This window comes from Pseudoalteromonas sp. A3 (assembly GCF_025942345.1).
Taxonomy (GTDB): Bacteria; Pseudomonadota; Gammaproteobacteria; order Enterobacterales; family Alteromonadaceae; genus Pseudoalteromonas; species Pseudoalteromonas atlantica.
In genome coordinates this window covers 332,796-345,600 of the sequence record NZ_JAPCKL010000001.1, presented here as the reverse complement: position 1 = coordinate 345,600, position 12,805 = coordinate 332,796, and the positions used below count along the sequence as shown (strand labels likewise).

Below are 12,805 nucleotides of genomic sequence, written 5' to 3'. Positions count from 1 at the left end.
AATTATCTTGTTAGAGCTTTATTTGCACTTACACCAGTTTAAACCTTTCGATGCCACCCACCCTTTGCCGTTAGATTCGAAAATGACATTTTGCTTAGGTGTAATAAAGGGTCTGCACAATGTACATGCTCTTTTAGCAACTGATTGCAAGTAAGAATTCCCAGGCCGTGATTTATACTTTCCGTCACTACGAATAAGAATGCTTTCATTTGTAATGACATTGTTATTTGTTAGTTCTTGATATGCGTTTTTATTATGTTCTGAGCCATGGTGAGGTGCAGTGATAATAGAATCATTCCCAACGTCCCGTAAGTTATAATTTAAAGCTAAATCTGAGTCAGCGCTGAAGAGTACATTTGCTCTTCCATTTTCGGTGGGAGAATGGAAAACAAGACTTTCTTTGTTAGCCTTGCTTAATGATAAATACTCTAAGGCTGATTTACGCTTTGAAATTTGCAATGTTTCTCTTGAATTTATAGGCTTCAGGTATTTTTCACCACAGTTTTTTGTGGGCTCTTGGCCAAATTCAAACCATCTTATCTTGGCCCCAGAATGGTAGGCTAATATTGCCATCTCTCTAATTTTTTCTGCAGTTTGAATTGCATCAATATATATATCTATATTTCTACCCAGCATTTTATGAATATGACGGTGGTATAAATATTCAGAAGAAAAGCGAAATTTCCATTCATTATTTTTTTCTTGTGTTTCAATTGATGAATAAATCCTTGATACCTCTATACATGATTCATCAGGTCTTAAATTTTCAATGCAATCTGGATTTATACTTTCACCTATTTCCTCCAGTTTGATCTCATCTCCCAGATATTTTTCCATTATATCCTTGTGGGCTTCAAAAATGAATTCGTCAGGTGTGTTTATAAGATCTTCTAGCCTGCTGGTCCAAACACCTGGTAGCCAGACTTCTGCAATGCTAAAACCTTGATCTAATAATCCAAGTAAACCATTTATATGATCTGCATCAGCATGGGTGCAAACTAATATGTCTATAGACTCAGAATTTGTTGTTCTTAAAAATTGCTGTGGGAATCCATTTCTAGATTTTCCACCATCAACAAGGATTTTTCGTTCTTCCCTTTCTAAATAAAAGGCGTCCCCCTGATTGACACTTATCGAGATGAATTTGTCCAATTAAACTCCTAATGCTTCTAACGCTTTGCTAAGAGGAAAATAATGGTTGGCTATAATCGCGAAGCGATGGCCAACTGTTATTTTTCCGTTTAAGCAACTTATTAGAAATTTTTGACCAGATAAAAGATGAATCCTTGCCGAGGTAAAATACCTCCCTCAACACGATAAATTTTTTGAGTCGAACTTTTAGTTATTAACCTTGGTATTGATGACATAAAAGGAAAAACATCAAAATCATACTTCTCAGGAAAGTTAACAATTATGTCAGCACCGATAACAGGGACTTTTGTTGCTTGAGCATCTGTAATATCTCCGAGGTAAGCTCGTCGAAATACAGTTTTATACTCTACGTAGCTTTCAGGTGGAATATTGACCGTATATTCCACCGAAGTATGCTTACCGTCAGTGTTTACATAAATATTTTTGTTATTACTCAAATCAGAAGGATCATAGTGGACTAAAACCTCTCCAGCGATACTAAGACATTCCGCAGAAATGATTTCGTATTCTTCACCACCAAGAGAATCAAGCTCCAACTTAACTGGATCAGAAACAGCCTCTTGGCTTAAGTTATGAAGTTCATACCTAGTAGTTTGAGTGCAAATAACTTTACCACCTGCCTCTTCAAAGTTATAAATCCATTTTGCTTCGCGCCTAACAACCTTATTTTCAATAATCTCTTGCTTAATTATTTTAAAAATCTCTTCTGGGATAATCGTTTTAAAAAGACTATCAAAAACATTAACATTGACTGCTTCATTTAACTTTATTAATTCGTTTTCTTTTTCTTTCTGCTGACTACTTTGTAGTTTATTAGCAACAAATACAGTTATAAAAATTGCAGCTGCAAGGCCGTATAAGAAGTTCTTTACTAAATTAATAACTTGATGCCATAAAGGATAAACAATCTCTAAAGTAGTGGTTATATTACCATCTTTATCAAGTAAACTTTTGGGTCCTATTTCTACAGTCAAGTGTGAAGATAAAACATCTAAAGCAAACGCTGAAAAAGCAACAAAAAGAACTAAAACAATGTAACCTGATATTTCTCTATTCTTCAAAACTACCTCGTAAATATTAATAATGGCTAACGTCTTATTGACCCCACTTAGGGGGTTTCTAACACCCCAAAACGGCATCTATTACGTTGTTTGGTAATAACAGCAAATAATTCGTTTATAATCAGACAATAACAATTGCTACTCAGTAGCCTGTGTTATTTAACCCCATAACGCCTTTTAATAATGTTATGAGGCAAATTACGCACAACTGTATTTATATACAGTTCATAGTAAAACCTATCTTAAACTTAACCTTTAACTAATCGATTTCTAAAATTACCATTCATTTTGGAACCGTGAATCCCTCTCACAAGGGTCGCCATCTCTATCGCCATCCATTTTTGTATTAGGGCAGTTATTTATAAAAAATACCGCCTCTGCACGGGAAGTCATTTGGCTACAGTGCTGCCTGCCATCGCAGGTAAAATTTTGCGTGCTTTTTGGAATAACGCTTTTTGGGTATTGCTCGTCAAAGGTGGCTAAATCGGCGTTGGTAATAACGGGAGTGTGGTTATTAAATTGCTCACTACTTTGATAATGGCTGTATTTATTTACTGCAACAAAACCAAGTACAGCGATAATGCTAATTGACGCGACTTTGCCTAAAAAACTATCGGTAAAATTAGATTTAGCAACACGATGATGGTTCGATTTTTTAGGCGTGACTTTAAGTGCAGCTACGCCTTCTATCCGGCAATTAACGGCTTTGGTTTTACCATCGGGCTGTGTAGCGACTTCAAAATAAATGGTGTCGCCCACTTTAGGTTTTCGGCTCATATGTTTGAGCGCTGAAATGTGTATAAAGGTGTCGTGAGCTAGGGTGTCTGATTTAATAAAACCAAAGCCCTTTTCGTCATTCCACGCTTTTAACAATCCTTTGTTCATGTAGTTACCTGTGCTGATTAAGCTGCGATTAAGCAAATTCCATTTAAGTTAAGAATGGTTAGTATACGTTCCTAAATTGCTACCACGCAACCAAATATTCATATTAGGTTAATTTAAACACGCCAAATAGTTGGCAAAACACTTAACCGTATAGGGAAAATACCGAGCTTTGAGCTTTAAATAAGCAGCAAAAAATAGCCTGTTTTATTTTATAAATTACGGCCATTTATCCTTTATTCTACTACTGCTAACTTTTGCGAAGCGATTAGCTTAACAGCTTGTTTACACTCGGTTTTGTTATTAGTTATTTCTATCTGAATTAAGCGTTTTTAGTGTGATTTTTCATTCGTTATTTACTTAATTTATCTATACAATCCACACCTTATTTTTACGTGCAATTTTCAAGTGATTATCTCATGCTATTAACCGTTGTTTATATTATTGGTATTACTGCAGAAGCCATGACCGGTGCACTTAGCGCTGGGCGAATGAAAATGGATTGGTTTGGCGTTGTACTGGTTGCCAGTGCAACAGCAATTGGTGGTGGTAGCGTGCGAGATATTTTACTAGGCAATTACCCACTTACCTGGGTTCAGCACCCTGAATACCTTTTAATTACTTGTATAGCGGGCATTGTGACTACGTGGCTTGCTAAGTGGGTGGTTAAATTTAAAGGCATTTTTATGCGCTTAGATGCGCTAGGGCTTGCGGCGTTTAGCATTATTGGCTGCCAAGTTGGGCTAAATATGGGCCTGCACTATGGTATTTGTGTTGTGGCTGCAGTTGTAACCGGTGTATTTGGTGGGTTGCTGCGCGATTTAATATGTCGCCAAGCACCTTTAGTACTACATAACGAGCTATACGCGAGTGTATCGTTACTGGTTGCCTGCTTATTCCTAGCACTGCACCATTACAATATTGATGACAACATCAGCATTATTGTAAGCCTTGTTGCAGGCTACTTAATACGTATGGCGTCAATTCGCTTTAAGTGGCGTTTACCTACCTTTAGTTTGTTAGAGCATCACGCTAAATAAATTAGGCTTTAATAAAAGATAAGGCAGGTATTAAACCTGCCTTAATTAATATAAGTATAAGTAATAGCGCCTTACTTTACTGCTCGCTAACATCACTCAGCGCCGTTTTTAACCCACTGTTATTTTGCTTTAGTACGCTAAAACTGCCGTCGGTTTCGAGCACTACAGCGGCTACATCTTCTATGGCTAATATACCCGCACCACGAATGGCAGCACGAATTTCTGATTTAGTTACCCGCTGCGATTTAAGTGCCGCCGTGCAATATTCTCCATTACTCAGCAATAGCGTAGGCTCTGCTTTTATAAGCGAAGCAAATTTAGATGAGCGCACACTTAGCCACGTAATAAAATATTGCAGCCCTATTAACACAACAAACGCGAGCATGCCCTCTAGCAGCGCAACGCTTTTTGTAATAATCACCGAGGCTAAAATAGAGCCCAGCGCAATAGTGACAATAAAATCAAACACGTTCCATTTAGAAAGCGTACGCTTACCCGATATACGCAGCCAAAACACCAGCGCCACATAACCAAGTACGCCAATAATAAGTACGCGTATTAAGCCCTGCATATCATCAAAAAACATAGTTACTCCTTTATATGCGTTATTTACTTACTGTAAGTAGTTCCTGCAATAGTTAATTAAACCCTACATGGCACATAGTTAAATAACGATGAATAAAGCGCCCTATTTTATTTTGCTAATTGTTTTACAAACTCAATTTTACTTTGCATCGTACTTTGTTTATCGGCATAGGTACCTACGTATTACACAAGTATTCAAAGTAACCGATATGGAGTTATAAGTTTACTTTTTCAAAGGATAATGTGATTATCATTTTAGGTACAAATTAACAGTTTTCTTTGCTCAATAACGTTATAAAGGGATTTATCTTGAAATTAATTAAAAAAGCGATAGTTATCGGAGTATTAATACTGGTACAAGGGTGTGTTTCTTACGATTTAGTGCACGTTGAAACATATACTTCAGGCCAAAAGCCAGTTAAAGGTACCGCCGTTAAACAAATTAAGTATGGAGATGGCTTTAAATGGGTGGGTGTTATAATTTCGCCAATCATTCCTATTCCTCTTATATTACCTTATGGCCGTGAACGCACCACTACTTGGCTATCTGATAATGGTGCTAGTGTTTACACAGAAATTCAAAAAACAGAAGCCAATGGGTATGGGTGTATGTTTATAAGCTCAGAAATAAATGGCTGTAGCGATGAAACTACATGGGGCGCATTAATGATAAATGATATTAAGCTTCACTGACTATTTTGCATCACTCTTTTATGCTCAGGGCAGTTTAAATTTAAACGATGGTTGATTATGATAACTTAAGCATTATATCTATGTTTTCGCTTCTTAATTTATACAAAGGATTACCATGTCTAGCTATAACGAATCGCCAGAGCAAATAGAACAAGCCACTAAAGGCTATGTGATGCAACAAACTATGTTGCGTATTAAAGATCCCAAACCGTCGCTCGAATTTTATCAAAATGTATTAGGTATGAAGCTGTTAGGTAAGTATGACTTTCCTGAAATGAAGTTTACGCTGTACTTTTTAGGCTACGAGCCAGAGCAGCCGCAAGGTGATGATAAAACCAAAGCTAAATGGGTATTTGGTCGCCCTGCGCTAATTGAGCTTACCCATAACTGGGGTACAGAAGATGACGATAGCTTTGAGGGCTACCACAGCGGTAACCAAGAGCCTAAAGGCTTTGGCCATATTGGCATTAGCGTGCCAGATGTATACGCAGCCAGTGAGCGCTTTGCAAAGTACGATGTAGAATTTGTTAAAAAGCCAGATGATGGCTCAATGAAAGGCTTAGCATTTATAAAAGACCCTGACGGCTACTGGATAGAAATACTCTCACCTGAGGGAATTACCGATATTATTTTTGGTAAATAACTTTAACGTTTGATAAACCGGTTACCACATACTAAAAAGCCAGCTAATTAGCTGGCTTTTATGTTTTTAAATAAGGGTTAGCTTATTTACGCAGGGCGTCTATTCGCGCATCAAGCGGTGGGTGAGATGAAAACAGTTCAGCCATCCCTTTACCACTTGCAATACCAAAGGCCATCATTGAGCCTTGTAATTGCGATGGGTGGTTTTGCTTTAATCGCTCAAGCGCTGAACGCATTTTGTCTGCACCTACTAATTTAGCTGCGCCGCTGTCGGCTGCAAACTCACGCTTACGGCTGTAACTTGCAACCACTATGCTTGCAAGCACACCAAATACAACTTGGAATAACATGTCGAATAAAAAGTAAGACCAGCTACTACCGCCCTCTTCTTCATCGCCATTTAAAAAGTTATCAACTATGCCTGCCAGTACTTTTGCGGCAAATATTACAAAGGTATTTACCACGCCTTGTATTAGCGTAAGCGTTACCATGTCGCCATTAGCAACGTGCGATACTTCGTGGGCAAGTACGGCCTCGGCTTGGTCTTGATTCATGTTATGTAATAACCCTGTGCTGACCGCCACCAGCGAGTTGTTTTTACTTGGGCCAGTTGCAAAGGCGTTCATTTCTGGGCTGTCGTAAATTGCTACTTCAGGCATTTTTATGCCTGCTTTTTGAGCTTGTGCTGATACCGTTTGAACAAGCCAGTGCTCGGTTTCGTTGCGCGGTTGAGTAATTACCTGTGCGCCTGTTGATTTTTTAGCAATCCACTTAGACATAAATAACGAAATAAACGAGCCACCAAAGCCAAATACAGAGGCTATAAGTAATATTCCGCCAAGGCTACGATGGCTTAAACCCAGCGCGCTCATTATTATTGAAAGCACTACACCTAATACCAACATAACCGCTAGGTTAGTTAATAAAAACAAAAATATACGTTTCATATTGTCCTCACAAAAATAGGTTTGATCACCGAACATAAAATTAAATTAGGTTAAAGCAATCATTACGTCATGACACACTATGTCAAGGCGTTGAGGCTATTCTGTGACAAACTATGTCATAACGCAAGGGTTATTTGCAGGTTTATTAATAAATTTTTTGAGGAGTTTAAAAAGGGAGTAAAGTGTGGCGTAACGCAATTATAAAACCTCGTTACGCCAATAAAAACAATTAGTTGCTGGTTATGCCGCTACTTGTAATGCAATTATTAATTGTTGCCATATCTATAGGAAAGCCGCGCTCTTTTGCGAGTAATTGTGCAACCTTGGTTATATTTGCATGGTTGTGTTGTTGAAGATACGTCCACTGGTGATGAGTACGATGCTCATTTATGTGCGCATCGTCGCTTATTAAGCCAAGTTTAGTAAATTCAGCCACTATTTCATCGGCAGCGATTAAGGTAGATGACGCTTTTACATTTTCGGCTCGTGCGTAGCTAATATGCGAATATAAGCTAACATCTGCAACGCGCAAGGTGTCGTCTTCTCCTGGGATTTGCTGGCCACCAAACAAGGCATTGTTTTGTGTGTTGGCGTTTTTAAATGCCGGAACAAACTCGGCTACATAATCAATGGCTTTTTGACTACGTGCTTTTAGTACCTGCTGATCCCACCCATTGTTTATGTAATTTAAGTATTTAGCTGGCAATTGCGGCTGTGCACTTTGCTCGTTGGTATCGGCTAGGCCATCGTTAAACAAGGTAATTGAGTTGGTCATACCATGAATTTGATAATAGCCATTAGGATAAGGCGTTAGCTGTGCCATGCCCTCTGGCGTGCCACGGTTACCATAAATAATAATTTCTGGAATTTGCCCGCCAGCACCTTGCCAGTGCGTAATGTAAGAGGCTTTAAATTCGACCATACGTTTGGCCTCTACGCCTACCATGTCATCTACAATACCGGTTTGAAAGCCACAGGCATTAATAAGGTAGTCTACCTCTAGTGTTTGCGTAGAGCCGCTTTGATTATTTTGGTATTCAATTTTCCAGGTTGGCGATTGGTTATTAGCACTGGTTTGCTCAACTTGGCTAACTTGCTTTACCTCTGTGCTGGTAAGTACATTAGCGTGTTCGTACTGGGCAAGCGCAAGTTGGGCGCTGGCCGATAACCTAAATATATTCCACCCGTATTCTTGCGCAACAATTAGCGGGTATTTTACTTTGTTTAAGTTTAGGTGCTTAGCAACGGGGATCATCCACTCATCTAGCGTTTTAGGCTCACTAACCTGCTCTTTTTTACTCAGCGCTATCATTTGCTCATGACTATACAGCTGGTAGTAATTGTCGGGCTCGCCAAGTACTTTATTGTTAGGGTCTTGCTCAACTAACTCTTTATACGCGTTGGTGATTTTATTTAATCGTGGTAGTAAATCATCGGGTGAGTCGTCATCGCGCGTAGGCACTGCAAACACGGTTGGGCGTACGTCTATGGTGTAGGGGTATAAGCGTAAAATATCGATACATTGTTTGAGTAAATCTATGCAGTCTTCGTCTGGTATTTCACGGTATAAATTACCACCAGCGTGTAAATGGCACATAGGTGGGCCATCTATAAGTGACTTTTTTTTCTCAAAAATAGTTGTCTGAATCCCTAGCGCTGCCAATCGAATAGCTATTGTTGCCCCTGCTGTGCCGCCACCTAAAATGCCCACACGGGTTTTAGGCTGAGCACTTGGCTTTACCTCGGGTTCCCCCGTTACCTGTGTGTTTTGAGCGAAGCGTTTAATGTATGGGTGCGTCATGTAGCGGTTTATTTCCTTAGTAACAATAGCTTTAATTTGTAATATGTGTACTAAAGGGGGGAATTTCAAGGCGTAAATACAATTAATAAGCTCATGTATTTAATATAAAAACTGCTTTGCATTTAAAAACGCAAAGCAGCCACAATTAGCTCTGTATATTGAGGGTATTAAGCAAGGTTTTGTATATTTGCAGTTTAGGGGTTTGCTCGCTGTATGGGCTTATAGCCAAAATAGGAAATGGCAAGCGTGCCTTTAACGAATCAAGGTTAGCTTGGTATTCGTCCATATTTGCGTCAACTTGGTTGGCAATCCAGCCTACGCAGTTAATACCTAAACTTTGCATATGGGCAGCGGTGAGCAAAGCATGGTTTAAACAGCCTAGTTTCATGCCTACTACTAAAATTACGGGTAGTTGCTCGGCCTTAACCCAGTCGTATAAATAATCGGTATTATTAATTGGCAGTGCCCAGCCACCAGCGCCTTCGGTTAGGTGGTAATCGGCACCTTGTTGTTTAAGTGTTGAGTACGCTGTACTTAGTTTATCGAGCGTAATATTAACCCCTACTTGCTCTGCGGCTATGTGCGGCGCAATGGGCGGCGCAAAGGCAAAGGGGTTTATTACATCGTATTTGGCACTTACCGTGGCGCTTTCCATTAGCATTAGTGCATCAGCATTTACTAGCTGATCAAACGCCATTTCGCAGCCTGCGGCAAGTGGCTTAAAGCCAATTGCGTTTTTTTTATGCTGGGCAAGTAGCTTTAATAGCAAACTAGTCACGTGGGTTTTTCCGGCGTCGGTGTCGGTACCGGTAATAAAAAATTCTTTCATTTTAGTGCCTTGATTAATTTTAGTATTAGCTACTCATGGCTTTTTTGTAATGATAACAATACCACATGGTAAGATACACACGCTTGATTGTTTAAAAGCGGATACGCATTGCATACCCGTTGTAGCGCCGACTTAGTTAATAGCCCTTGGCGTGAATTAGCATGATTTTGCGTTGTAGCACCAATGGCTTTAATAGATTTAATGGCTTTTAACGGGCTTGAATAACAATCGGTATAAATTACTTTTTGTGAGCTATTAATACTAAACCCTGCCTTTTGGACCGACTGGTTTATATAAGCGTGTGTATTAAATATATTTATATGGCTACGGTTATCAAGCGCTGCAAACGCTGTTTTAATTTCGTTAAGCGAGCCCGCAACCACTGTGCTTATATACGCCTGCCCGCCAGGCTTTAAGCTTTTATAAAGCGTATGCATTAATTTTTCAAAATTAGCCGACCACTGCACTGCAAAATTACTAAATATGGCGTCAATACTGTTGGCTTGTAGCGGCAGGTTATCCATATCGGCGCAAACTTTTGGGTTAGTTAATGCAGCGCTTTTAAGCATGTTTAAGCTTAAATCTATCGCAATCACTTGGCCGTATTGTTTGCTTAGCTGTGAGGTATTAACCAGTGGGCCAGCTCCTAAATCTACACAGCGCTTACTTTGGTTGCATGACTGGGAGCTTATTAATTTAAATAAATCGCTTGCTGCCTGTTTTTGTACATTGGCATGGCTGTTGTACTGCTCAGCTGCTTTAGAAAACTTATCATTCGCCCCCTTTTTAAGCGCTGTATGAGGGCGTACTTGCTCAGCACTTTGTATAAGCGCACGCTTTTGTGAAGCCCCATTTATAGGTAAAAGCGCTGGCTTTTTATTTAAAGCTTGCTTACTGTGGGTATGAGCTAAAGCCTGCGCAATCATGCTATTGCGCCTTTTAATTGCTCAACAAGTGCTGTTATATCTGAATGGGTATGCGCCGCTGTTAAGGTTACACGTAACCGCGCGGTATTGTGCGCAACCGTAGGTGGGCGAATAGCGGTTAGCCAAATACCCTGCTGTTTTAGCCTTTGTGCTGCGTGTAACGTTTGCTCAGCGCAGCCAAGTACAATGGGCTGAATAGCGGTGTTTGAATCCATTACCGCAATGGCGTGTTGTTTACAAAGCTGCTTAAAAAAAGCAATGTTACTACTAAGCTGCCCGCGTTTAACATCTGCACATTTAATGGCTTGCAAGCGCGTAAGCGTAAGTGCTGCCATAAGCGGCGACATAGCGGTTGAATACGTGTAGTCGCGGTTAAACTGCAGCATGTAATTAATAAATTGGTTATTTGCTAATACACAGGCTCCGCTGCTTGCTACTGCTTTTCCAAAGGTAATAACCAGTATATCGGGAAGTGCTAAGCCTTCATCTAATAATGCCTCACAGCTACCTAAACCGGTTTTACCTAGTGCGCCAAAACCATGTGCATCATCAATCATAAGCCAGGCATTGTGCTCTTTAGCTAAAGCAAGCAGCTCTTTTATGGGGGCGGTGTCGCCATCCATCGAAAACACCCCTTCGCTAATAATTAGCTTATTGTGTGCTTTTGATTTTTCGAGCCGCGAACGTAAATGCTTTAAATCGTTATGGTTAAAGCGTATTAATGCTGCATTTGAATGCATTGCGCCGTCAATCAAGCTAGCGTGGTTGAGTTTATCTTGAAAAATAGCACTGTTTTGCGCCGCGCTTTTATCGTTAAACAACGCTTTAATTACACTGCTATTTGCACTAAACCCCGAGTTAAACAACATGCCAGCTTCGTAGCCAAGCGCGCTACATAAATATTGCTCTAGCTGTTGTTGCTGCGCCTGATACCCAGTTACTAAAGGTGAGCTGTGGCTACCGAGTACGTTGTTTTGCTCAAGGTTAATACTGCAATCACCAAAACCTAGGTAGTCATTACTGGCAAAATTAAGGTACGTTGCGTTATTTACCGTAATAGTACGTGCTGTGGCGCGCTGCACCACATGGCGTTTACGTAATAACGCATGTTGCTGTTGTTGCTGCAAATGCGTATTTAAAAATTCAAATGGCATAAAAGGTAAGCTTAGGCTTCGTAAAATAAGGCTGACGTTGCTTTATCGGCCACTTGCGATGACAGCGATGCGGCAACGGCTTCGTCTGAGTAGTCTTGGTGTTTTTCTGGGTTCATGCCTAATTTTTTTATTAGCTTCATGTCGGCATCGGCCTCTGGGTTTTCGGTTGTGAGTAGTTTATCACCATAAAATATTGAGTTAGCGCCTGCAAAAAAGCACATTGATTGCATTTGCTCGTTCATGGCGCTGCGACCTGCCGATAAACGCACATAGCTATGTGGCATCATAATACGGGCGGTAGCTATGGTACGTATAAATTCAAAATGATCTAAATCGTCTACGTTTTCAAGCGGTGTGCCTTTTACTTTTACCAGCATATTAATAGGTACGCTTTCTGGTTGCTGCGGTAAATTTGCCAGCTGCATTAATAAACCGTAACGGTCGCTTGCTTGCTCGCCCATACCGACAATACCGCCTGAGCATACTTTCATGCCGGCATCGCGTACGTGATCTATGGTATTTAACCTGTCTTCAAAGGTACGCGTTGATATAATTTGCTCGTAATATTCAGGCGAAGTGTCGAGGTTATGATTGTAGTAATCAAGCCCTGCGCTACTTAGCTCATGTGCTTTTTCGTTGGTAAGTTTACCAAGCGTCATACAGGTTTCTAGGCCAAGTTCTTTTACTTCTTTAACCATTTTAGAAATATACGGCATGTCTCTGTCTTTTGGATCTGACCACGCTGCGCCCATACAAAAACGGGTTGCGCCTTTTTGTTTAGCTAGGCGTGCTTGCTCTACCACTTTTTCTACTTCTAGTAGGCGCTCGCGCTCTAAGTCGGTTTTATAATGCCCCGATTGTGGACAGTATTTACAATCCTCTGGGCAAGCCCCTGTTTTAATGGATAATAAAGTAGATATTTGTACTTCGTTAGGATTAAAATTAGCGCGATGAACCGATGCCGCCTTAAATAATAAATCGTTAAATGGCATTTCAAATAATGCCTTTACTTGTGCGTGGGTCCAATCGTGGCGAACAGGTGCAAGTTCCATAGTAGTCTCTTATTTTTCTCAGTGGTGATGTTGGATTAGTC

13 protein-coding genes are annotated in these 12,805 nt (G+C 40.1%); 3 read left to right on the top strand and 10 right to left on the bottom strand.

The features are described 5' to 3' along the window. Nucleotides 1-18: 18 nt before the first annotated feature. From OIZ54_RS01555 to OIZ54_RS01545, 3 genes are all read right to left on the bottom strand, one after another. Nucleotides 19-1,152: an MBL fold metallo-hydrolase gene (locus tag OIZ54_RS01555; protein WP_264389503.1), complete on the bottom strand. Its 1,134-nt coding sequence runs from the start codon at nt 1,150-1,152 to the stop codon at nt 19-21. Nucleotides 1,153-1,253: 101 nt separating this feature from the next. Further along, nucleotides 1,254-2,213 carry a hypothetical protein gene (locus tag OIZ54_RS01550; protein WP_264389502.1) on the bottom strand — a complete coding sequence of 320 codons (960 nt, stop codon included), beginning with the start codon at nt 2,211-2,213 and terminating at the stop codon, nt 1,254-1,256. 276 nt (nt 2,214-2,489) lie between these two features. Then, nucleotides 2,490-3,098, bottom strand: a complete 609-nt coding sequence (locus tag OIZ54_RS01545; protein WP_264389501.1) for a cold shock domain-containing protein — start codon at nt 3,096-3,098, stop codon at nt 2,490-2,492. A gap of 416 nt (nt 3,099-3,514) precedes the next feature. Between OIZ54_RS01545 and OIZ54_RS01540 the strand changes: the two genes are divergently transcribed. Next, nucleotides 3,515-4,135 carry a trimeric intracellular cation channel family protein gene (locus OIZ54_RS01540; protein WP_004586627.1) on the top strand — a complete coding sequence of 207 codons (621 nt, stop codon included), beginning with the start codon at nt 3,515-3,517 and terminating at the stop codon, nt 4,133-4,135. Between the two features lie 76 nt (nt 4,136-4,211). Here the strand turns inward: OIZ54_RS01540 and OIZ54_RS01535 are convergent, their stop codons facing one another. Next, nucleotides 4,212-4,721 (bottom strand): DUF421 domain-containing protein, encoded by a 510-nt coding sequence (locus tag OIZ54_RS01535; RefSeq protein WP_096041721.1) that lies wholly within the window; start codon nt 4,719-4,721, stop codon nt 4,212-4,214. Nucleotides 4,722-5,029: 308 nt separating this feature from the next. Between OIZ54_RS01535 and OIZ54_RS01530 the strand changes: the two genes are divergently transcribed. Beyond that, a complete protein-coding gene (locus OIZ54_RS01530; RefSeq protein ID WP_264389500.1) occupies nt 5,030-5,413 on the top strand; it encodes a hypothetical protein in 384 nt (127 codons plus the stop codon). 115 nt (nt 5,414-5,528) lie between these two features. Further along, the gene (gene gloA, locus OIZ54_RS01525; RefSeq protein WP_024033580.1) at nt 5,529-6,056 is read left to right on the top strand and encodes a lactoylglutathione lyase; all 528 of its coding nucleotides are present in this window, start codon (nt 5,529-5,531) and stop codon (nt 6,054-6,056) included. Nucleotides 6,057-6,138: 82 nt separating this feature from the next. Here the strand turns inward: gloA and htpX are convergent, their stop codons facing one another. From htpX to bioB, 6 genes are all read right to left on the bottom strand, one after another. Next, nucleotides 6,139-7,002 (bottom strand): protease HtpX, encoded by an 864-nt coding sequence (gene htpX / locus OIZ54_RS01520; protein WP_024033579.1) that lies wholly within the window; start codon nt 7,000-7,002, stop codon nt 6,139-6,141. 229 nt (nt 7,003-7,231) lie between these two features. Next, nucleotides 7,232-8,803, bottom strand: coding sequence for an FAD-dependent oxidoreductase (locus OIZ54_RS01515; RefSeq protein ID WP_264389498.1), 1,572 nt, complete (start codon nt 8,801-8,803; stop codon nt 7,232-7,234). Between the two features lie 145 nt (nt 8,804-8,948). Beyond that, entirely contained in the window at nt 8,949-9,632 is a 684-nt protein-coding gene (bioD, locus tag OIZ54_RS01510; RefSeq protein ID WP_264389496.1) for a dethiobiotin synthase, read from the bottom strand. 29 nt (nt 9,633-9,661) lie between these two features. Further along, nucleotides 9,662-10,558 (bottom strand): methyltransferase domain-containing protein, encoded by an 897-nt coding sequence (locus tag OIZ54_RS01505; protein WP_264389495.1) that lies wholly within the window; start codon nt 10,556-10,558, stop codon nt 9,662-9,664. Next, on the bottom strand, nt 10,555-11,712 hold the full coding sequence (locus tag OIZ54_RS01500; protein WP_264389494.1) for an aminotransferase class I/II-fold pyridoxal phosphate-dependent enzyme: 1,158 nt from the start codon (nt 11,710-11,712) through the stop codon (nt 10,555-10,557). The genes OIZ54_RS01505 and OIZ54_RS01500 overlap by 4 nt, the downstream gene beginning before the upstream one ends. Before the next feature lie 11 nt (nt 11,713-11,723). Beyond that, nucleotides 11,724-12,764 (bottom strand): biotin synthase BioB, encoded by a 1,041-nt coding sequence (gene bioB, locus OIZ54_RS01495; protein ID WP_004586639.1) that lies wholly within the window; start codon nt 12,762-12,764, stop codon nt 11,724-11,726. Nucleotides 12,765-12,805 lie beyond the last annotated feature (41 nt).

What these genes read in the sequence shown, in the direction of transcription:
- OIZ54_RS01545 (WP_264389501.1), bottom strand. Translation starts at nt 3,098, where the DNA reads ATGAACAAAGGATTGTTAAAAGCGTGGAATGACGAAAAGGGCTTTGGT.
- OIZ54_RS01540 (WP_004586627.1), top strand. Translation starts at nt 3,515, where the DNA reads ATGCTATTAACCGTTGTTTATATTATTGGTATTACTGCAGAAGCCATG.
- OIZ54_RS01535 (WP_096041721.1), bottom strand. Translation starts at nt 4,721, where the DNA reads ATGTTTTTTGATGATATGCAGGGCTTAATACGCGTACTTATTATTGGC.
- gloA (WP_024033580.1), top strand. Translation starts at nt 5,529, where the DNA reads ATGTCTAGCTATAACGAATCGCCAGAGCAAATAGAACAAGCCACTAAA.
- htpX (WP_024033579.1), bottom strand. Translation starts at nt 7,002, where the DNA reads ATGAAACGTATATTTTTGTTTTTATTAACTAACCTAGCGGTTATGTTG.
- OIZ54_RS01515 (WP_264389498.1), bottom strand. Translation starts at nt 8,803, where the DNA reads ATGACGCACCCATACATTAAACGCTTCGCTCAAAACACACAGGTAACG.
- bioD (WP_264389496.1), bottom strand. Translation starts at nt 9,632, where the DNA reads ATGAAAGAATTTTTTATTACCGGTACCGACACCGACGCCGGAAAAACC.
- OIZ54_RS01505 (WP_264389495.1), bottom strand. Translation starts at nt 10,558, where the DNA reads ATGATTGCGCAGGCTTTAGCTCATACCCACAGTAAGCAAGCTTTAAAT.
- OIZ54_RS01500 (WP_264389494.1), bottom strand. Translation starts at nt 11,712, where the DNA reads ATGCCATTTGAATTTTTAAATACGCATTTGCAGCAACAACAGCAACAT.
- bioB (WP_004586639.1), bottom strand. Translation starts at nt 12,764, where the DNA reads ATGGAACTTGCACCTGTTCGCCACGATTGGACCCACGCACAAGTAAAG.